The organism is Mucilaginibacter corticis (genome assembly GCF_007558865.1).
Classification (GTDB): domain Bacteria; phylum Bacteroidota; class Bacteroidia; order Sphingobacteriales; family Sphingobacteriaceae; genus Mucilaginibacter; species Mucilaginibacter corticis.
Window position 1 is genome coordinate 725,869 of record NZ_VLPK01000001.1, and the last position, 20,214, is coordinate 746,082.

Here is a 20,214-nt window from a genome sequence, read left to right on the forward strand (position 1 = left end):
ATATGAATAATATACTTTTTTCACATTCCTATTTCTTACGGTTCGATCCTAAACAATGGTCGATAGGCCAACCCTATGCTCCGCTGGGTACATTATATGCAGCGTCATTGATGCGCGAGAATGGTTACAACGTGTCTTTATTTGATACCATGTTTGTTGCCGACCCAGCCGAGGTTGAATCGGTATTGAAAGAGCTTGCGCCTGATTTTTTTGTGATATATGATGATGGCTTTAATTACCTGACAAAAATGTGCCTCACCAACATGCGCGAGGCCGCTTTTGATATGTGTAAAATGGCAAAAGCCAGGGGCTGTACCGTAATTGTTTCGAGCTCTGATTCGACTGACCGTTACGAAGAATATTTAAGAGAGGGCGCTGATTTTGTGCTGATAGGTGAAGCCGAGCAAACTTTATTAGAATTAGTTAATCATATTAAAGCGGGTGATAAGGATACCGAATTTATCCCCGGGTTGGCTTTTATTAATAAAGCAAGTAAAGTACAAAAAACGCTTGCGCGCCCTGTTTTAAAAGACTTGGATAGTTTGCCCCTACCTGCCTGGGACCTGGTGAATCTTGAACCCTATCGCGATAGCTGGCTAAAAAACGCGGGCTATTTTTCTATCAACATGGGTACTACGCGCGGCTGCCCTTTTAAATGCAACTGGTGCGCCAAACCTATTTACGGCAACCGGTATAACTCGCGCAGCCCGCAAAATGTGATCAAAGAATTGAAGATGCTCAAAGAGCGTTACCCTATTGACCACATCTGGTTCTGCGATGATATTTTTGGTTTAAAACCGGGCTGGGTATTAGAGTTTGCTCAATTAATTCAACAGGAAAATTTGCGGACAAGGTTCAAGATCCAGTCGAGGGCCGATCTGTTGATTGAAGAAGAATTGGTTAACGCGCTGGCCGCTGCAGGCTGCGAAAATGTTTGGATAGGTGCCGAAAGCGGATCGCAAAAGATCCTGGATGCCATGGATAAGGGTACAACTATCGAGCAGATCCATATCGCTACAAAAGCCATGAAAAAAGCCGGTATTAAACCATCCTTCTTTATACAGTTTGGTTACCCCGGCGAGGAAAAGGCAGATATCGCGAAAACCATAAAAATGATAAACGAACTGTTACCTTTTGAAATTGGCATCTCGGTATCATACCCGTTGCCCGGAACCGTATTTTATGACCGCGTGAAAGCCGACCTGAAGAAAAAAACAAACTGGACAGATTCAGACGAAATGGCGCTGATGTTTACCAATACTTTTGCCCCAACCTATTACAAGCAATTGCATAAATACGTGCATAAAAACTATCATATGCACCTGGCAAAAAACAGCCTGATTAAACTGATCAAAAATCCATTGGACATAAGTATAGTTGGCTTAAAAAAAGCCTTATCTGTGTTTTACTACACCCCGGCAACTTTTATTGAGTGGCTAAAACTTAACCAGTTAGAGAAAGCGTAATGGAAATGGTTGCGAAAAACATCAACGAGCAATATGCAGCCGAAGCATTCTCGGCGCAATCGGCCATATTTGATGAGATCTATTCGGGCAACACGATAGTAAATTACAAGCGTGACAGGGTGCGCGCGCATGTTTTGAAATACCTTAGACCTAATGCATCCATCCTTGAACTAAACAGCGGCACCGGCGAGGATGCTACATTTTTCGCAGGGCTGGGCCATCATGTGCATGCCACTGACATAGCCGAAGGCATGCAACAAAAACTACGCGAGAAGGCTACTAAACATGGCCTCGATAGTTTAATAACTACCGAATTATGTTCGTTCACAGAATTGGACGGACTTAAAAAAAGGGGGCCATATGACCAGGTCTTCTCCAATTTCGCAGGGCTTAACTGCACCGGCGAATTGGATAAAGTTTTGCTTTCTCTCTCCGGTTTGCTTAACAAGGATGGGATAGCCACATTGGTAATCCTGCCTAAATTTTGTTTATGGGAATCGTTATTGCTGTTTAAGGGTATGTTTAAAACAGCTACCCGCAGATGGTTCAGCAAAAACGGGGTAACGGCGCATGTAGAGGGTACTTATTTTACCTGCTGGTATTATGATCCGTCGTACGTGATCCATACTGTCAAAGAATCATTTGACGTATTATCGGTTGAGGGCTTGTGCACCATTGTGCCGCCATCATACATCGAACATTTTGCCGAAAAGCATCCCAACAGCTACCGTTGGCTAAAAAAAATGGAAGACCGTTACCGCTTTAGCTGGCCATGGCGTTTTATTGGCGATTATTATATTATCTCCTTAAAAAAGAGATAACGTAACCTATTTATCCAAAAAGATCAGTGCTTAAATACCTGTCGCCACGGTCGCAGCAAATAAATACAATTACGCCTTCTTTTAACTCGCCGGCTAATTTTACAGCTGCCGATAACGCGCCGCCACTGCTCATACCTGCAAATACACCCTCTTCGCGGGCCATTCTGCGGGTCATATTTACGGCGTCTTCTTCAGCTATGTCCATAACCCGGTCAACCATTGATGGATCAAAGATCTTAGGCAAATAAGCCTCGGGCCATCTGCGGATACCCGGGATTGACGAACCCTCTGTAGGCTGGCAACCGACTATCTGGATAGCCGGATTTACTTCTTTTAAATATTTTGAGCAGCCCATAATGGTACCGGTAGTACCCATGGCGCTTACAAAGTGCGTAATTTGCTGATCAGTATCACGCCAGATCTCAGGCCCGGTACTTTTGTAGTGCGCCATGTAATTATCATGGTTTGCAAATTGATTCAGGATAAAATAGCCTTCTTTTTCAGCCTTTTCTTCAGCATAGTCGCGAGACTTTTCCATGCCATCGTGCAGGCTTACCTTAGCTCCAAAAGCCTCAATAGCAAGAACGCGTTCTTTAGTGGAACTTGCCGGCAAAGCCAACTCAATCTCCAATCCATATAAACAGGCTATCATGGCTAAAGCGATACCGGTGTTACCACTGGTAGCTTCAATTAACTTGCTGCCCGCTTTAATATCACCACGCTCAAGCGCGCTGCGGATCATATTCAACGCCGCGCGGTCTTTTACACTGCCACCGGGATTATTACCTTCCAATTTGCCGTAGATCTTAACGTTTGGGTTAGGGTTAAGCCTTTTGATCTCGACCAACGGCGTATTACCTATAAGGTCAATTAGTGTTGCCATGTTATTTGCTGTTTTTTAGAACCTTTATCAACGGCGAATGATAAACCGTAGAATAGGGCTCTACACTCTTGGTTAACCACACGTTACCCCCGATAACACTGTTGTGCCCTATTACGGTTTCGCCGCCCAATATGGTAGCGCCCGAGTAGATCACTACATCATCCTCAACGGTAGGGTGGCGTTTGGTATCGGCCATATTTTTTTCAACGCTTAGCGCGCCTAATGTTACCCCCTGGTATAGCTTTACATTCTTGCCTATCCGGCTGGTTTCGCCTATAACTATCCCAGTGCCGTGGTCTATGTAAAAATATTCGTCGATATCCGCTGCAGGATGGATATCAATGCCCGTTTTTGTATGCGCGTATTCGGTTAAGATCCGTGGCAGCAAAGGCACATCAAATTGCCATAAGCTATGCGCCAGTCGGTAAAAGGAAATGGCGAAAAATCCGGGATAAGTGCGGATCACCTCAAACTCGCTGCGCGCGGCCGGGTCGCCCCTAAAAATAGCCTGTATATCGGTATTTAGTATGCGGTATAATTCAGGCAATTGCTCAAAAAAGCCTTTTGCCCTGTTCTTATTGTCGCAGTCAACACAAGCCTTGGTAGCATTCATAATATGCAAAAGCTCATCCTCCAGCTTTGCAAATTCGTCCTGTAATTGCCCTATAGAAATAAATACTTTCTTAGACTGTTCGGGGAACAATAGGCGAATTACCTGCATAGCCCAGGCAGTAATTTCCTTGTTAGAAGGTACGGCTTCTGCCAGTTGCTGCTTATTTAAAATTTGCCGGTAAAATTCGTCGTTCATCTTATTACAACAGCTGGTTACCTGTTGAACTGCAAGTTTATATAAAAATTTGTTGTCTGGATGTAAAAAGTATCGGGATTTTGTGGATGCAGGTGATTAATAACTTAACAACCGTTCCATCGTCTCATCCAGTCTCGATTTCCCCAAGAACTGATTTTCCAGGCCTTTATCCATTGGTACCGGCGTATCAAGGCTTGCGCAGCGCATAACCGGGGCGGTAAGTTCTTTAAAACAATGCTCGGCAATAACGGCCGCTACTTCAGCGCCAAAACCACAGGTTAAGGTATCTTCATGCAATACCAACGCGCGGCCAGTTTTTTTCACACTGGTTATTACTGTCGCACTATCCCAGGGCTGCAAACTGCGTAGATCGATAATTTCAACAGACAGTTCGGGGTGATTATTCAGATATTCAAGCGCCCAATGCACCGCGTAGCCATAGGTTACAATAGTTGCCTGCGTGCCTTTTCTGACAACGCGCGCTTTACCTATTTCAATGAAAATCTCATCCTCGGGCACCTCGCCGGTTAGGTTACGGTATAGGTATTTATGTTCAAAATACATCACCGGGTTCGGGTCGGCAATGGCCGACATGAGCAGGCCCTTTGCATCAGCCGGGAAAGCCGGGTACACCACTTTTAGCCCGGGTGTTTTGGTAAACCAAGCCTCATTACTTTGCGAGTGGAACGGCCCGCCTGCCGTACCTGCACCAGTAGGCATACGGATCACTAAGTCAACATTTTGCCCCCAGCGGTAGTGGGTCTTGGCCAGGTTATTTACTATCTGGGTGAAACCGCTACTCACAAAATCGGCAAATTGCATTTCAACAACTGCTTTGTAGCCATTTATAGAAAGCCCCATGGCCGTACCCACAATGCCAGATTCACAAAGGGGCGTATTCCTTACCCTGTCCTTACCAAACTCCTGCACAAAGCCTTCAGTCAGTTTAAAAACGCCACCATAGTCGGCTACATCCTGCCCCATAATAATCAGGTTGGGGTACTTACGCATAGCCAACCTTAAACCATCGCTTATGGCATCAATATACCTCACTACCTTTGATCTTTCCGAAAGCTTAAATGCCGGCCTTGATGACGGTTTGTAAACATCTGCCAATTCGGTGTCGATATCAGGCTGCAGATCCGGTTCGTTCAATACCGACTCAATAATGGGTTCTATTTGTTTTAAAAACTGGCTGCGCAGGTAAGTGATCCACTCGGGTTTAAGCGCTTTCTCAGCGATCAGGAAATTCTCAAAACAGGTTATCGGGTCTTTATCCTGCCATTCGTTAAGTAGTTCCTGCGGCACATATTTAGTGCCCGATGCTTCTTCATGCCCGCGCATTCTGAAAGTAAGGCATTCCAGCAAAACGGGCCTCGGGTTTTGGCGGATCTCTTTGGCTATCTCGCTGATGGTATGATAAACTTCCAGTACATTATTACCATCTATCTGCCGGCCTTCCATTCCGTAGCCTATTGCCTTGTCAATTAAATTCTTTGCCCCGTATTGCTCGTTGGTTGGAGTGGATAGCGCATAACCGTTGTTCTCTATTAAAAAAATTATGGGCAGGTTCCACACAGCGGCAATATTTAGCGCTTCGTGAAAATCGCCTTCGCTGGTGCCGCCCTCGCCGGTAAATACCAGGGTAGCTTTTTTATTCCCGGATAATTTATCTGCCAACGCGATGCCATCGGCCAGCGCCATTTGCGGCCCGAGATGCGAGATCATCCCGATAATTTTATGTTCCTGCGTACCAAAGTGAAACGACCTGTCGCGGCCTTTGGTAAAACCTGATGCCTTGCCCTGCCATTGCCCTAGCAGGCGGTTAAACGGAACGTTACGCGTAGTAAAAACACCCAGGTTACGGTGCATGGGTAAGATATATTCGTCCGGCTGCATGGCCATTGCCGCGCCTACGGCTATGGCCTCCTGGCCTATGCCCGAAAACCATTTACCAATGCGCCCTTGTCTTAACAGGATCAGCATTTTTTCTTCGATGACACGCGGAAAAAGCAATTTTTTATACATCGCTACCAAAGCATTATCGTCCAGGTTTTTCCGGTCAAAGATCATATACTAAGCTACAGATTATTTAGGTTATGCGTAAGCGATGCTAATTTAAGGACGATAGTTGCTGATCTAATATACTGAAATCAAATTTTGGTTTGATAACATATTTAAGCTGCACTAAGCCACTCGAAAAGGTTTCTGTACCTAACAGCAACAGGTCAAGTTTTTCACGGATCTCATGAAACAGCGGCTTACCGCCACCCAGTATAACCGGGTGCACCGATATTACAAAATCACTGATCAGTTTATGGTTGATAAAGCTGGACAACAACGCGGCGCCACCAAACAGCCAGATGTTCTCGCCCGGTTCTTCGCGGATAGCTTGTACATCTTTCAGGAAATTTTTGCTGGGAACAACCTTGATATCATGATCCTGGATCAGGAATGGTGAATCTGTAAACACATAGATCTGCTTGCCGGCAAATGGGCTGGGCAGACCATCTATCATGTCATAGCTTTTGCGGCCCATAAATATGGCATCGGTACTGGCAAAAAATGCCTCCATACCGTAGTCCTGATCGGTTAAGCACCAATCTGTTTCGCCATTTGGCCCTTCAATGAAACCGTCAAGGCTTACCGCCAGGTTTAAGATTATTTTTCGCAAAGCTTATTTATTTTCTGTTTGATTTTTTTCCTTCCACTGCTGCGCGAATGATTTTTCGGCAACCTGAGGCATCTCTCTAAAATGGCCCCATGTTTTCTGGAAAAACTTACGCATGAAATAGTTCTTTGTCTTACCACTGAAAAAGTCTTCCAGCTTACGGCTCAGCATCCCTTTTTTCCAGATGGCCCAGCCCCATTTTTCTTTGGTGGGTACTAACCCATCTTTAACCGCGTCGCGGCGGTTAAGCAGCAGCATTTTATGGATATCTATTTTTACAGGGCAAACCTCGGTACATTTACCGCATAGGCTTGACGCGTAGCTTAAATGCTTAAAGTTTTCCATGCCCTGCAAATGCGGGGTGATGACAGAACCTATGGGCCCGCTATATGGTGCATTGTAAGTATGGCCACCCACATTTTTGTAAACCGGGCAGGCATTTAAACAGGCCCCGCAGCGGATACAGTATAGTCCCTGGCGCTGTTCTTTTTGTGCCAAAAGATTGGTACGGCCATTATCCAGCAGTACCACATACATTTCCTCAGGGCCGTCAGTTTCATTAGCCTGGCGTGGGCCGCTTAATATGGTATTATAAACCGTTAAGTTTTGCCCGGTACCATGGGTTGACAACATGGGCCAAAACAGGTCGAGGTCGTTTATTGAGGGGATGATCTTTTCTATCCCAACTATGGCGATATGTATTTTAGGGAACGAGGTACTTAACCTGGCGTTGCCTTCATTTTCGCTGATGGCTATACTGCCGGTATCGGCTATTAAAAAATTGGCGCCGGTTATACCTACATCGGCTTGTACATATTTATCACGCAGTAATTCGCGCGCTTTTTGCGTAAGCTGTTGCGGGGTCGAATCTATCGGCATACCAAAGCGTTCGTGGAAAAGCTTTGCGATATCCTCTTTTGAAAGGTGCATGGCAGGCGTTACAATATGGTAAGGCTTTTGCCCCAGCAATTGCACAATGTATTCGCCTAGGTCGGTTTCTAATGATTCAATTTGGTTATGCTCCAGGAACTCGTTCAGTTCGATCTCCTCTGTAACCATCGATTTGGATTTTACAACAGTTTTGGTGCCTGCTTTTTTCAGGATGTTCAGGATCTCCTTTTTCGCCTCATCGGCATCATTGGCCCAGATCACCTTACCGCCGCGTTTCTGAAAGTTGGCTTCAAACTCAGGCAGTACCTTGTCCAGGTTCTCCATCATCTTCCACTTAATGACGTGGCCCTTGCGTTTGGCGTTCTCCAGGTTTTCAATTCTTGACAGTCCGCGGCTAACAGCGGCATCGTATTTACCAATGTTGTAATTGATAATTTTACGATGGCCAATGTCAAAAGCCTTATTCTCAGCGTCGACTAAAAACTCTTCGGCGATACTTGTCATCCTGCTAATTTAGGGAATTACATTAACAAAAAAGCGATGGACTAAACCCATCGCTTTTTTCAACATATCTTGAATGTTATTGTTTGATCTACGCGCAAGCTATCTTACCCACACGCCTTGCATGCCTACCACCTTCAAACTCGGTATTAAAAAATATCTCTACAATTTTTTTAGCCTGCTCAAGAGTTACAAAGTTTGAAGGGATGCACAATACATTGGCATCGGTATGGCTGCGGGCAGGTTCTGTCACCGCTTCATTATAGCACAATGCCGCGCGGATACCCTGGTGTTTATTAGCCGCAATGGCTACGCCGTTAGCGCTGCCGCAAAGCAGGATACCATAATCAAACTCGCCACTTTCCACCGCCGAAGCAACAGGGTGGGCAAAGTCGGTATAATCGCACGAGTCTTTTGAGAATGTCCCGAAATCCTTTACGTTCTCGCCCAGGATGGTTAACAGGGCATTTTTCATTTCGAAGCCGGCGTGGTCCGCTCCAATGGCAATTTTTAATCCTTCTATCATGCTGTAAAAACTTTATGAATTCATCAGGTCGTCATGCGCTTTTGCACGTCTTCTTTCCACCATCGATGCCACAACAATTCCCACCTCATACAAGGCAAATAACGGTATAGTAGCTATCATGGTAGTTAAAAAATCAGGCGACGGCGATATGATGGCACCAACGATCAACAGGATCACTACTGAATAACGGCGTGTCTTTTTCATGAATGTGCCTGTTAATACACCTAACGATGCCAGGATGAAGATCAATATGGGCAACTCGAAAACAATACCAATAATAAGCGTTATGGTTGCCACCATTGATAAATAAGAACTTATGGTAATTGTATTTTTAATGGTATCGCTTATGCTGTAAGTAAGCAGGAAAGAGATAGACTCCGGAGCAATAACATAATATCCAAACAAAATACCTATCAAAAACAGTAATGATGCATAAAACACAAACCCCCTGGCCGCTTTTCTTTCCCGTTCAAGTAAGGCGGGCTTTATAAAGCGCCACAGCTCCCATAAAATATACGGGATACCAGCAATGATGCCCATCAATACAGATGAATTGATCTTCAACATAAAAATCCCGGCAACATCGGTATTAATTATAGTAGCATTGATATGTTGAACACAGAATCCATCACCCAGCTTACACAACATCCGGTAGGTCCAGAAATCGGTATGCATGGGCCCCATGATGAGTGTGCCGAAAATAAATTCATATTGCCACCACGCAATGCCCGTAAAAACAACAACGGCAATAGCCGATCTGATCAGGTGCCACCTTAAAGCCTCCAAATGGTCAAAGAATGACATTTCGGCCTCAAGGTTTTTGCCCTTATCCTTTATTGCTTTTACTAAATTGTTATCGCTCATTGTTTTTTATCCCGGTATCAATCCCGGAATGATAAGTACGTTTTATTGTGGTCAGGCAGTTTTAATTATTCGGCGTATTCAAACGTTTCCATAAACTTGGTAGTAAAGTTACCGGCACGGAAGTTTGGATCTTTCAATAATTTTAAGTGGAATGGTATGGTAGTTTTAACCCCTTCAATAACAAACTCGCTCAGCGCGCGCTCCATGGTGCTCAGGGCTTCTTCGCGGGTTTGTGCCACGCAAATTACCTTGGCTATCATCGAGTCATAATTTGGCGGGATGATATAGCCGGTGTAAACATGGGTATCAATACGTACGCCATGACCGCCCGGAGAATGGAAGTTGGTTATTTTACCCGGTGACGGGCGGAAGTTGTTAAACGGATCTTCAGCATTGATACGGCACTCGATGGCATGCATAGTTGGCTCGTAATTTTTACCGGAGATAGGGATGCCCGCGGCAACCTTGATCTGCTCTTTTATCAGGTCGAAATTGATCACCTCTTCGGTAACCGGGTGCTCCACCTGGATACGGGTATTCATTTCCATAAAGTAAAAGTTGCGGTCTTTGTCAACCAAAAACTCTACTGTACCGGCACCTTCATATTTTACAGCTTTAGCGCCTTTAATAGCAGCCTCGCCCATTCTTTTACGCAGTTTTTCTGTCATAAAAGGTGATGGGGCTTCTTCTACCAGTTTTTGGTGACGGCGCTGGATAGAGCAATCACGCTCTGACAAATGGCAAACTTTACCATACTGGTCGCCTACTACCTGGATCTCGATGTGGCGCGGGTCCTGAACATATTTTTCAAGATACATGCCGTCGTTACCAAAGGCAGCGCCTGATTCGGCACGGGCAGAATCCCAGGCGTTTTCAAACTCTTCATCTTTCCAAACTATACGCATACCGCGGCCACCGCCACCCGCAGTAGCTTTAAGGATTACAGGGTAACCAATTTTTTTAGCTATCGCGATACCTTCTTTCACGCTTTCTAACAAACCGTCAGAACCCGGAACAATTGGTACGCCGGCTTTTTTCATGGTATCTTTAGCCGAAGCTTTATCACCCATGGAATTGATCTGATCGGCAGTAGCGCCGATAAATTTGATACCATATTCTGCGCAGATGGCAGAAAATTTAGCATTCTCTGACAAGAAACCGTAACCCGGATGGATCGCATCGGCATTGGTTAACTCGGCAGCTGATATAATGTTGGGGATATTTAAATAAGAATCTTTACTTGCAGGCGGGCCTATACAAACAGCCTCATCAGCAAAACGAACGTGAAGACTGTCACGGTCGGCAGTAGAATATACAGCAACCGTTTTTATACCCATTTCTTTACAGGTACGGATTATTCGCAGTGCAATTTCACCACGGTTAGCTATTAATATTTTTTTAAACATAGTATTGTTAAGATTACACCGATTATTTTAATGATTGCACTGATTTTAAAAGACAAATACACCGATTTCTTTCGATTTCACTGATGATAAAATCACCTGTCTAATCAAATTATAATCTGTGTGATCAACTCATAAATCTGTGAAATCTAAAATTAAATAGGTTCTACTAAAAATAATGGTTGATCGTATTCAACCGGCGATGCGTTATCAACCAGTACTTTAACAATGCGGCCTGATACTTCTGATTCGATCTCATTGAACAATTTCATCGCTTCAATGATACAAACCACGGTACCGCTTTTTATTTCGTCGCCAACGTTAACAAACAATGGCTTATCAGGCGATGCAGAGCGGTAAAAAGTACCGATCATTGGCGACTTGATGGTCACATAATTTGTGGTATCAGCAGCGGCAGGTTCTGCAGCAGCGGTGGCAGGCAACGCGGCCGGGCTGGCAGCGGCAGGTGCAGCTACGGTTTGTACCGGTACTGTTGCCTGGTAAACAACCTGCTCCTGGTTGGTTGTTTTAATAGTGATCTTAAAATCTTTTTGCTCGATTGCTACTTCGTTTACGCCTGATTTGGAAACAAAGCGTATAAGATCTTGTATTTGTTTAATATCCATTGTTGCAGATTATAGGGTTTTTGGATAGTGTGTTTTAATCTAAGTTATCGGTTAATATGCAGATGTGCAAATGTGCAGATATGCAGTTTGATTATTAATGATTTAACGTGTAATGCGCGGTATGGTTTTTATTTTTTAATGAGCGTATTGAATATTTGCATATCCGCATATCAGCACATTAGTAAGCCCATTTTAAGTAAAGAGATCCCCAGGTAAAGCCACCACCAAAAGCGGCTAATATCAGGTTATCGCCTTTTTTAAATTTGCTTTCCCACTCCCACAAACATAAAGGTATGGTTGCGTTGGTGGTATTGCCATAGCGTTCAATGTTTACTATCACTTTATCTTCGCTTAAACCTGTACGGGCAGCGGTAGCATCAATAATACGTTTATTAGCCTGGTGCGGTACAAGCCATGCAACATCATCGGCAGTAAGGTTATTGCGTTCCATCACTTCGGCGGCAACATCGGCCATGTTGGTAACGGCAAACTTAAATACCGCTTTACCTTCCTGGTAAGCATAATGCTCGCGCGCATCAACAGTTTCATGGCTTGCCGGTTTTATAGAACCACCAGCTTTCATATGCAGGAACGGAATACCCGAGCCGTCGCTTTTTAAAACAGAATCAATAACGCCATAGCCATCATAATTAGGTTCTAATAAAGCAGCTCCGGCGCCATCGCCAAAAATAATACAGGTAGCCCTGTCCTGGTAGTCAATTATCGACGACATTTTGTCGGCACCTACTACCAATACTTTTTTATGTTTTCCGCTTTCAATAAACTGTGCGCCGGTGGTAAGGCCAAATACAAAACCTGAACAAGCCGCCTGCAGGTCAAAGCCCCATGCGTTTACCGCGCCAATTTTATCGGCAAAAAGGTTAGCCGTTGCCGGGAAAGGCATATCCGGCGTTGTAGTACAAAAAATGATCAGGTCAATTTCTTCGGCACCTATACCGCGTTTTTTTAATAAGCCCTGCACGGCAGGTACTGCCAGGTCTGATGTACCCAGGCCTTCGCCCTTTAAGATCCTGCGCTCTTTAATACCTGTACGGGTGGTTATCCACTCGTCATTGGTATCAACCATTTGTGACAGCTCATGATTAGTGAGTACATAATCAGGTACATAACCATTAACAGCCGTAACGGCTGCAGTAATTCTACTCATAGTTTATAATTGTTTATTGAAAGGCCTGCGTTATTTTACCAACCAGTTCGCTTTCAACCATATCTTTTGATAAAAGTACCATATTTTTTATTGCCTCGGGGTTTGAAATTCCGTGGCCGACAACAACAGCGCCGTTTACACCCAAAATAGGGCTGCCGCCGTATTGCTCATAATTAAACCTGTCGAAAAATTCGTCCTTTAACCCTTTTTTGCGGGTTGCCACGTAAAACGATTCGGCAAGTTTTAAGATAATGTTCCCCGTAAAGCCATCACACACAAAAACGTCAGCATTGTCGCTAAACAGATCGCGCCCTTCGGCATTACCCACAAAGTTAAAAAGTGAAGTTTCTCTCATGAGGGGATAAGTAGCTTGGCAAAGCAGGTTGCCTTTTTCCTCTTCTTCGCCAATGTTCATCAGCGCTACGCGGGGATTATCGATATTGTAAACGTTTTGCGCCATTAAGCTGCCAAGTACGCCAAACTGCACCAGTACTTCGGGCTTGCAATCAGCATTGGCGCCAACGTCCAGCAAAATACCCAGGCCTCCTTTTAGCTTGGGTACAATAGTGGTAATGGCCGGGCGAAGAATGCCCGGTATGGTTTTAACGCTAAACATGGCGCCAACCAGCATAGCGCCGGTATTACCTGCCGATGAGAATGCCTGGATCTGGCCTTCTTTTAATAGTTTAAAACCAACGCTGATACTTGAATCAGGCTTTTGAACAACCGCTTTGGTAGGGTGTTCGCCCATGCCAATAACTTCGGTGGTATGAATATACTCGAAGTTATCAGGGTTAAAGTTGTTTTCACGAAGAATGCTTACAGCCGCGTCTTTGTCGCCTATAAGCACCAGTATATGGCCCGATAAAACCTTATATGCTTCGATAGCCCCTAAAACAGTTGCTTTGGGGGCGTAATCACCGCCCATAATATCTAAGCCAATCTTCATGTTAGAAAATTAGTGTTAGGCTACTGCTTTTTCTATCAGTAATTTACCGTTGTAGTAAACGTTACCATCTACAGTATAAGCTCTGTGCGGCAAGTGTACAGCACCGGTAACTTTGCAGGTAGTTAAAGTTGGAGCGATAGCCTTATCATGCGTTCTACGCTTGTCTCTTCTTGATTTGGATATTTTACGTTTTGGATGTGGCATAACTTGTAGTTATTATTATTTAATTTTTTTGAGCGCGTCCCACCGTGGGTCCGGGTTCTCATCTTGTTCATTATTAGCCGATAGGTCATTCAACTTATCCAGCATTTCTTTATCACAATACGGGGTGTTACCCTCGTCGCCGCAGCTCGCTATAAACGGTACTGCAACATTTATGTATTCGTAGATCAGCCCTGCAAGCACTATTTCATGCTCATTTTTACCCAGGGCAATGATCTCGTCATCTTCGTCTATTGCCTCGTCGCTAAACTTGGCTATCTGCTGTTCATGCACATCCAGCTCATGCGGATATTGCGACAAACACTTATCACAGGTGGCACCAATTGTACCGGTGATATGAAAATCCAGGATCATCATAGTTTCCTGTTTTTCCATTTCGACCCGGCATTTAAGGTCTGCCTTTTTTACAAGCGAGTATTCAAACTCATCAAAAAAAGCATCGTCAACATCAAATTCAAAATGATGCTTTCCCAGTGCCAAGCCAGTAAAAGGAATCGAATAATTTCTTAGCGATTTCAATGAGCAACAATTAGCCTGCAAATGTAGAGAAAAATACTAATACGGAAAAGGGTTTTTTTAAAATGGTTAAATGAGTTCAAAACCCTGTCGAAATCTGACCGGACTAAGGTCCTTTAATAAGGACAAGTCAATTGGAGGATGCCTTATATTTTCAACTTGATATTCACCTTTTCAAGCAATCCCGTAAGCCAAACCATGGCAAAAGCAAATACCAGGCATTTAATTAAACCGCCCGTGCCCTGGCTTATATAGCCCGGGTATTGCAGGTTGGTCATTTCAAAAAGCGGGTAAAACAAACCCGGGATGATATAGCAGGTAAACGCGTTGGTACCCGCCGGCTCAATGGGCTTGACCCAGTTGTATTTCTTTTTAAAATCAACAATAAAGATAAACACCGCGTACACTACCAGGCTTATAGCTGTACAGATCAATACCCATGACGGCGTATCCCTCATTTTTGATATGCCGCCGCTAAAGTAGCGTACTATAAAGCCCAGGTTAAATAGTATCACAGCCATTAGCAGCATGCCTATCCAAAGCAATTTAAGTTCGTCGCGCTCGCGCAAACGCATGTATAACACGGCCACAAATACCCCCGCCATGGTGAACGATTGCATGGCCCCGTTGCCCGACAGCCATACATAATCGCGCAGCGGGTTCAGGAAATCAAGCATCCCGAAATGAAAATCGATATTGAAGAACATGAAGAACATCCACGCCGCGGCCTGGATCCAAAGATGGCCTTTGGAGTAATAATAGATCAACGCGCAGATCAGGTATGACCAACCTATCAGCCCTAAAATTTCCCACCAGGTAAAGTGCAGCCAATGGTGCACGGGGTCCTTACTTTTATATAACAGTGATAATACCAGCAGCAGCGCAACCCCAAAGCCCTGTAGCAGGTATTTTTTTAGCGCAGATGTGTTTTTACTATAATTTAAGAAGATAAAGAAAAAGCTGAATACCATTAAGCTTTCCCAAACCGGTCGGGGTAACAGGGCAGTCGCTTCGCTGTAGCTATCAACGTTCGAGAAAAAGAAGCCCATAAAGATCAGCGCGAACGAGCGTACTACAATACGCAGCGGGGTATGGTAGTCGCCGCGGATCAACCGGTTTTTAAACGCGAAGGGTATAGATAACCCTACGATAAATAAAAAAGCAGGGAAAATAGTGTCGGCCAGGCCCAGCGCATCAGCATTTATTTTAGCATGATGGATCCATTGCGGGGTATTGGGCACATCATCAAGATCATTCACAAAGATCATCAAAAACATGGTTACGGCCCTAAAAGCATCAATTGACCGTACGCGGCTCGGCAAACTATTCATTGAATAGTTAATGCCTGTCAGTTAAAAATGTTTCGATTAATTTGTTAATTTTTGTTAAAACTTACGTTAAAGGCAGGCAGACAGGCAGGCATTGTAACTCATTATTTACCTGATAAATTGGTAAAATATGTTGCGCCTTTAAAAATTGTTGTAGATTTACCCTAACCATTTTATTTAAACATGAAAAAAATACTTTTATTAAGTTTTGTAGCATGTATTGCTATAGCGCCTGCTGTTAAAGCTCAGGACAACACTTTAACTAAAAAAGAAATAAAGCAAGGCTGGAAATTGCTTTTTGACGGCACCGACCTGAAAGGCTGGCACTCATGGCATAAAGATGCCGCTGCTGCTAACTGGACAGTTAAAGACGGCCAGATCCAATATGATCGCGAGCATGACCGTGATGGTGATGACCTGTTAACTGATGGCGTTTACGAAAACTACGAGTTGCAACTACAATGGAGAATAACCAAAGGCGGTAACAGCGGTATCATTTTCGACGTGCAGGAAGACCCTAAATACAGCGCTACTTACCAAACCGGTGCAGAGATGCAGGTATTGGATAACATTGATGCCGACGACAATAAAAAACAAAACCACCTTGCAGGCTGCCTTTATGATATGATAGGCGACGCTACCGTTTCAAAACCGGTACCTGTTGGCGAGTGGAACCAGGTAAAACTGATTCAAAACAAAGGCCAGTTAACTTTCTGGTTAAATGGTATCAAAACTGTTGACGTTAAAATAGGCAGCCCTGAGTGGGATGCAGCAATTGCGTCAAGCAAGTTTAAAGACAAATATTTTGTGGACTTCATGAAAATACAAAAAGGCCACATTGCTGTGCAAAAACACCCGGGATCAAGCGGTTGGAAAAACATCAAGATCCGGGAGATAAAAGACTAAGTTATTTTGACTTATTAAAAACCCGTTACTGCAATGCAGTAACGGGTTTTTTGTTGCTTTTTAATCACAATAAAATTATACAGATTTGTACAACATGAGCACGGCAGCAAAAGGTAAGATTTTAATTATTGACGATGAAGACAGGTTAAGGCAACTGCTTGCCCGCATTTTACAGTTAGAGGGTTACGATTTGCTGCAAGCCGCCAATGCCAAAGAGGGCTTACGCTACCTGGATAATAACGTTATTGATGTAGTAATCTGTGATGTTAAACTGCCCGATGCTAACGGAATAGAACTTACCAAAACTATAAAGGCAAGCCATCCTGCTGTAGAGATTATTGTGCTTACCGCCTATGGTACCATTAATGACGGTGTCGCGGCTATTAAAAACGGGGCTTTTGATTATATAACTAAAGGCGACGATAACGAAAAGATAATCCCGCTGGTAAGTAAAGCGATGGATAAAGCCATTTTACAGCGCCGGGTGCTTGAACTTGAAAATAAACTGAATTTAAAATTCGGTTTCGAACGGATAATTGGTAACTCGGCGGGAATAACAGCGGCAATAAAGCTGGCACAAAGGGTATCAGCAACAGACACCACCGTTTTGCTATTAGGCGAAACCGGCACAGGCAAAGAAGTTTTTGCAGAAGCCATTCACCAGGCCAGTCCGCGAAATGCTAAGCCTTTTGTCGCCATAAATTGCAGTGCGTTTAGCAAAGAGTTGTTAGAAAGCGAATTGTTTGGGCACAAGGCAGGCTCATTCACCGGGGCGGTTAAAGATAAAAAGGGGCTGTTTGAAGAGGCCAATGGCGGCACCATATTTTTAGATGAGATAGGCGAGTTGGACCACGACCTGCAAGCCAAGTTGTTGCGCGTGTTGGAGTCGCAACAGTTTATCAAGATAGGCGATACCAAGACAACCCAAGTGAGCGTACGCATACTTGCAGCAACCAACCGCGATCTGCAGGAAGAATCAGCTAAGGGAAATTTCAGGTCTGACCTTTTTTACCGGCTATCAGTATTCCAGATCATATTACCCCCGGTGCGCGACCGCAAAAAGGATATCGGATTATTAGCCAATAGTTTTATCCAAACCTTTGCAACCAAGGTAAACAAACATATAAAAGGCTACACTCCTGATTTTTTAGAAAAGTTGGAGGCCTATAACTGGCCCGGCAATATCCGCGAGCTAAAGAATGTGATCGAGCGCGCGGTAATCTTATGTGACGGAAATGAGCTTGACGCATCATTATTGCCCTACGAAATTGAGGCATCGGCCACAAAAAATAGTAATGCTGCTTCGGCTTTTGACCTTGCTGCCATAGAGCAGCAACATATTATCCGTGTGCTTAAACACACGCAAAACAATCGTGCTGAAGCCGCCCGGCTTTTAAATATCGGCGTAGCTACACTTTACCGTAAGTTAAAAGAATACGGGTTAGAGTAATTATCCCAAATATTCATTTTGATAAAACCCTATCAAAATGATATGGTGTACTTTTTACACCTTTTATCCATAACATATTTAAACTATTATTTATCAACCAATTACGGCCAATTGCCTAATAATGGCACTTGATTGGCAATGGCGGTTTCATTTACAATTAATACTATAATGACTCCCCACTTAAAAAAGATCACAGCCGCAGGCATACTTGTAACACTCGGAATAATTTTTGGCGATATAGGTACTTCGCCGCTATACGTTTTTCAAACATTGCTGATAGAGGGCGGAAAAGTAAACCAGGCATTGGTGCTTGGTTCTATCTCCTGTATCTTCTGGACGCTTACCCTGCAAACCACTTTTAAATATATCTTCATTACCCTGCAAGCCGATAACAAAGGCGAAGGCGGGATCTTTTCATTATACGCGCTGGTTAGGCGCTATGGCAAATGGCTGGCCATACCTGCTATAATTGGCGCGGGCACCTTACTGGCCGATGGTATTATCACCCCTCCTATCTCTGTAACTTCGGCTATTGAAGGGTTAAATAACGTTCCTGCACTATCGGCTGCATTTGTACCGGGCAATAATTTGATCCTGGGCATTGTGATCGGCATTATGTTGTTGCTCTTTTTCTTTCAGCAATTTGGCACCAAGGTGGTAGGTACCGCTTTTGGGCCGGTAATGCTACTATGGTTTTTAATGATAGGCGGCTTAGGCCTGTTGCAGGTAATACATGACCCGGGCATTTTTAAAGCATTGAACCCATATTATGGCATACGCTTATTGATAGACCACCCTAAAGGTTTCTGGTTATTAGGCGCGGTGTTTTTGTGTACTACAGGTGCCGAAGCGTTATACTCAGACCTTGGGCATTGCGGCCGCAGAAACATACAGGCAAGCTGGATCTTTGTTAAAACAACCCTCGTGCTTAACTACCTTGGGCAAGGTGCCTGGGTATTGATGCAGCCTGCAGGATTCGATTTTAAAGGCCTTAACCCTTTTTACCAGATAGTGCCTAACCCGCACTTATTTATGATCCCCTGCGTGGTATTGGCTACGTTGGCAACCATCATTGCCAGCCAGGCATTGATCAGCGGGTCATTTACCTTGATCAGCGAAGCGGTCAGTATGAACTTCTGGCCGCGCATTACCATCAAATATCCGTCAAACATCCGCGGGCAGATCTATATCCCCAGCATTAACTGGATCCTTTGCTTCGGCTGTATTGCGGTATCGCTATACTTTCGCACATCTGAGGCTATGACCGCCGCCTATGGTTTCTCTATCACCATAGCCATGCTCATGACCACCATCCTGATGTATTACTTTATGCGTTATGTTAAGCATTGGCCGGTATGGTTAGTCACCATCATCTTATGTGCTTTCTTAACCGTAGAATTCTCGTTCTTTGTGGCCAATGCAGTTAAGATCCTGAAAAGGCTGTTCTTCCTGGTGTTTGAGTTTGGTTTGATATTTACCATGTACATCTGGCACAGGGCCCGCAAAATCAACAATCGTTTCCTGAACTTTGTCGACCTGCGGGAACACATCCCCTTGCTTAATGCATTAAGCGCTGACGAGAGCGTTGCCAAATATGCCGGGCAGCTGATCTACTTAACCAAAGCCAACAACAGCAGGCATATAGAAGAGAAGATCCTTTACTCTATCATGAGCCGCAGTCCTAAACGCGCGGATACCTACTGGTTCATCCATATAGATACTACCGACGAGCCCTATACCATGGACTACAGCGTTGAACAGATTGAAAAAGGTAAGATCATCCGGGTTGATTTCCGCTTAGGGTTCAGGATACAGCCGCGGGTAAATGTGCTGTTCAGGAAAGTGATCGAGGATATGCTAAAGCGTAATGAGCTGGATATTATCAGCAAGTACGAATCATTAAACAGGTTTAAGATTGTGTCTGATTTCAGGTTTGTGATCCTGGAGAAATTCCTGTCATACAACAATGTGTTCAGCCTTGCCGAGTCGTTTATACTAAACAGCTATTTCAATATCAAAAAGCTGGCCCAGTCTGACGCGAAAACCTTTGGACTGGATACCAGCGAAACACATGTAGAGAAAATACCGATGGTGGTAAACCCGGTAACCAGCTTTAAATTAAAACGTATTGATCCGCACAGCGGCGAGGTTGTTCCTGAATTGGTACATGCATAGTTAATAATACCCCTATCTCATAATAAGCGGGCGAAATTGT

Annotated in this window: 19 protein-coding genes; 5 read left to right on the top strand and 14 right to left on the bottom strand. The window is 44.2% G+C overall.

The annotated features are described in order from the left end of the window. The first annotated feature begins 2 nt into the window (after window positions 1-2). Together FO440_RS03135 and FO440_RS03140 are read left to right on the top strand one after the other, a co-directional pair. Window positions 3-1,466, top strand: a complete 1,464-nt coding sequence (locus FO440_RS03135) for a B12-binding domain-containing radical SAM protein (protein ID WP_144246765.1) — start codon at window positions 3-5, stop codon at window positions 1,464-1,466. Continuing rightward, window positions 1,466-2,287 carry a class I SAM-dependent methyltransferase gene (locus FO440_RS03140; protein WP_144246766.1) on the top strand — a complete coding sequence of 274 codons (822 nt, stop codon included), beginning with the start codon at window positions 1,466-1,468 and terminating at the stop codon, window positions 2,285-2,287. The genes FO440_RS03135 and FO440_RS03140 overlap by 1 nt, the downstream gene beginning before the upstream one ends. 10 nt (window positions 2,288-2,297) lie before the next feature. Here FO440_RS03140 and cysM read toward each other — a convergent pair whose 3' ends face one another. From cysM to FO440_RS03210, 14 genes are all read right to left on the bottom strand, one after another. Further along, window positions 2,298-3,170, bottom strand: a complete 873-nt coding sequence (gene cysM, locus FO440_RS03145) for a cysteine synthase CysM (protein ID WP_144246767.1) — start codon at window positions 3,168-3,170, stop codon at window positions 2,298-2,300. A gap of 1 nt (window position 3,171) precedes the next feature. Continuing rightward, a complete protein-coding gene (gene epsC, locus FO440_RS03150; RefSeq protein WP_144246768.1) occupies window positions 3,172-3,978 on the bottom strand; it encodes a serine O-acetyltransferase EpsC in 807 nt (268 codons plus the stop codon). A 96-nt stretch (window positions 3,979-4,074) separates the two neighbouring features. Then, window positions 4,075-6,051, bottom strand: coding sequence for an alpha-ketoacid dehydrogenase subunit alpha/beta (locus FO440_RS03155; protein WP_144246769.1), 1,977 nt, complete (start codon window positions 6,049-6,051; stop codon window positions 4,075-4,077). Between the two features lie 40 nt (window positions 6,052-6,091). After that, window positions 6,092-6,652 carry a dihydrofolate reductase family protein gene (locus tag FO440_RS03160; RefSeq protein ID WP_144246770.1) on the bottom strand — a complete coding sequence of 187 codons (561 nt, stop codon included), beginning with the start codon at window positions 6,650-6,652 and terminating at the stop codon, window positions 6,092-6,094. Window positions 6,653-6,655: 3 nt separating this feature from the next. After that, window positions 6,656-8,044 (bottom strand): LutB/LldF family L-lactate oxidation iron-sulfur protein, encoded by a 1,389-nt coding sequence (locus FO440_RS03165; RefSeq protein WP_144246771.1) that lies wholly within the window; start codon window positions 8,042-8,044, stop codon window positions 6,656-6,658. Between the two features lie 88 nt (window positions 8,045-8,132). Then, on the bottom strand, window positions 8,133-8,567 hold the full coding sequence (gene rpiB, locus FO440_RS03170) for a ribose 5-phosphate isomerase B (protein ID WP_144246772.1): 435 nt from the start codon (window positions 8,565-8,567) through the stop codon (window positions 8,133-8,135). 12 nt (window positions 8,568-8,579) lie between these two features. After that, a complete protein-coding gene (tatC, locus tag FO440_RS03175) occupies window positions 8,580-9,431 on the bottom strand; it encodes a twin-arginine translocase subunit TatC (protein ID WP_144246773.1) in 852 nt (283 codons plus the stop codon). Window positions 9,432-9,496: 65 nt separating this feature from the next. Next, window positions 9,497-10,837, bottom strand: coding sequence for an acetyl-CoA carboxylase biotin carboxylase subunit (gene accC, locus FO440_RS03180; protein WP_144246774.1), 1,341 nt, complete (start codon window positions 10,835-10,837; stop codon window positions 9,497-9,499). A gap of 152 nt (window positions 10,838-10,989) precedes the next feature. After that, window positions 10,990-11,460: an acetyl-CoA carboxylase biotin carboxyl carrier protein gene (accB, locus tag FO440_RS03185; RefSeq protein WP_144246775.1), complete on the bottom strand. Its 471-nt coding sequence runs from the start codon at window positions 11,458-11,460 to the stop codon at window positions 10,990-10,992. Between the two features lie 178 nt (window positions 11,461-11,638). Continuing rightward, complete coding sequence (locus tag FO440_RS03190) at window positions 11,639-12,628, bottom strand: beta-ketoacyl-ACP synthase III (RefSeq protein WP_144246776.1); 990 nt, start codon at window positions 12,626-12,628, stop codon at window positions 11,639-11,641. Between the two features lie 13 nt (window positions 12,629-12,641). Continuing rightward, window positions 12,642-13,577: a phosphate acyltransferase PlsX gene (gene plsX, locus FO440_RS03195; RefSeq protein ID WP_144246777.1), complete on the bottom strand. Its 936-nt coding sequence runs from the start codon at window positions 13,575-13,577 to the stop codon at window positions 12,642-12,644. 15 nt (window positions 13,578-13,592) lie between these two features. Next, on the bottom strand, window positions 13,593-13,781 hold the full coding sequence (gene rpmF / locus FO440_RS03200) for a 50S ribosomal protein L32 (RefSeq protein WP_144246778.1): 189 nt from the start codon (window positions 13,779-13,781) through the stop codon (window positions 13,593-13,595). Between the two features lie 15 nt (window positions 13,782-13,796). Beyond that, window positions 13,797-14,279 (bottom strand): YceD family protein, encoded by a 483-nt coding sequence (locus FO440_RS03205; RefSeq protein ID WP_246104165.1) that lies wholly within the window; start codon window positions 14,277-14,279, stop codon window positions 13,797-13,799. A gap of 182 nt (window positions 14,280-14,461) precedes the next feature. Continuing rightward, window positions 14,462-15,646: a DUF5009 domain-containing protein gene (locus tag FO440_RS03210; protein WP_144246780.1), complete on the bottom strand. Its 1,185-nt coding sequence runs from the start codon at window positions 15,644-15,646 to the stop codon at window positions 14,462-14,464. Between the two features lie 180 nt (window positions 15,647-15,826). Here FO440_RS03210 and FO440_RS03215 point away from each other — a divergent pair, with 180 nt between their 5' ends. The 3 genes from FO440_RS03215 to FO440_RS03225 all read left to right on the top strand — a co-directional run bounded on the left by FO440_RS03215 (window position 15,827) and on the right by FO440_RS03225 (window position 20,174). After that, entirely contained in the window at window positions 15,827-16,549 is a 723-nt protein-coding gene (locus FO440_RS03215) for a 3-keto-disaccharide hydrolase (RefSeq protein ID WP_144246781.1), read from the top strand. Window positions 16,550-16,643: 94 nt separating this feature from the next. After that, on the top strand, window positions 16,644-17,999 hold the full coding sequence (locus FO440_RS03220) for a sigma-54-dependent transcriptional regulator (protein WP_144246782.1): 1,356 nt from the start codon (window positions 16,644-16,646) through the stop codon (window positions 17,997-17,999). 168 nt (window positions 18,000-18,167) lie between these two features. Continuing rightward, a complete protein-coding gene (locus FO440_RS03225) occupies window positions 18,168-20,174 on the top strand; it encodes a KUP/HAK/KT family potassium transporter (protein WP_144246783.1) in 2,007 nt (668 codons plus the stop codon). The last annotated feature ends 40 nt before the right edge of the window (window positions 20,175-20,214 follow it).

What these genes read in the sequence shown, in the direction of transcription:
- accC (WP_144246774.1), bottom strand. Translation starts at nt 10,837, where the DNA reads ATGTTTAAAAAAATATTAATAGCTAACCGTGGTGAAATTGCACTGCGA.
- FO440_RS03135 (WP_144246765.1), top strand. Translation starts at nt 3, where the DNA reads ATGAATAATATACTTTTTTCACATTCCTATTTCTTACGGTTCGATCCT.
- FO440_RS03220 (WP_144246782.1), top strand. Translation starts at nt 16,644, where the DNA reads ATGAGCACGGCAGCAAAAGGTAAGATTTTAATTATTGACGATGAAGAC.
- FO440_RS03155 (WP_144246769.1), bottom strand. Translation starts at nt 6,051, where the DNA reads ATGATCTTTGACCGGAAAAACCTGGACGATAATGCTTTGGTAGCGATG.
- cysM (WP_144246767.1), bottom strand. Translation starts at nt 3,170, where the DNA reads ATGGCAACACTAATTGACCTTATAGGTAATACGCCGTTGGTCGAGATC.
- FO440_RS03215 (WP_144246781.1), top strand. Translation starts at nt 15,827, where the DNA reads ATGAAAAAAATACTTTTATTAAGTTTTGTAGCATGTATTGCTATAGCG.
- FO440_RS03190 (WP_144246776.1), bottom strand. Translation starts at nt 12,628, where the DNA reads ATGAGTAGAATTACTGCAGCCGTTACGGCTGTTAATGGTTATGTACCT.
- plsX (WP_144246777.1), bottom strand. Translation starts at nt 13,577, where the DNA reads ATGAAGATTGGCTTAGATATTATGGGCGGTGATTACGCCCCCAAAGCA.
- FO440_RS03140 (WP_144246766.1), top strand. Translation starts at nt 1,466, where the DNA reads ATGGAAATGGTTGCGAAAAACATCAACGAGCAATATGCAGCCGAAGCA.
- rpmF (WP_144246778.1), bottom strand. Translation starts at nt 13,781, where the DNA reads ATGCCACATCCAAAACGTAAAATATCCAAATCAAGAAGAGACAAGCGT.
- rpiB (WP_144246772.1), bottom strand. Translation starts at nt 8,567, where the DNA reads ATGATAGAAGGATTAAAAATTGCCATTGGAGCGGACCACGCCGGCTTC.
- accB (WP_144246775.1), bottom strand. Translation starts at nt 11,460, where the DNA reads ATGGATATTAAACAAATACAAGATCTTATACGCTTTGTTTCCAAATCA.
- FO440_RS03165 (WP_144246771.1), bottom strand. Translation starts at nt 8,044, where the DNA reads ATGACAAGTATCGCCGAAGAGTTTTTAGTCGACGCTGAGAATAAGGCT.
- tatC (WP_144246773.1), bottom strand. Translation starts at nt 9,431, where the DNA reads ATGAGCGATAACAATTTAGTAAAAGCAATAAAGGATAAGGGCAAAAAC.
- epsC (WP_144246768.1), bottom strand. Translation starts at nt 3,978, where the DNA reads ATGAACGACGAATTTTACCGGCAAATTTTAAATAAGCAGCAACTGGCA.
- FO440_RS03210 (WP_144246780.1), bottom strand. Translation starts at nt 15,646, where the DNA reads ATGAATAGTTTGCCGAGCCGCGTACGGTCAATTGATGCTTTTAGGGCC.
- FO440_RS03225 (WP_144246783.1), top strand. Translation starts at nt 18,168, where the DNA reads ATGACTCCCCACTTAAAAAAGATCACAGCCGCAGGCATACTTGTAACA.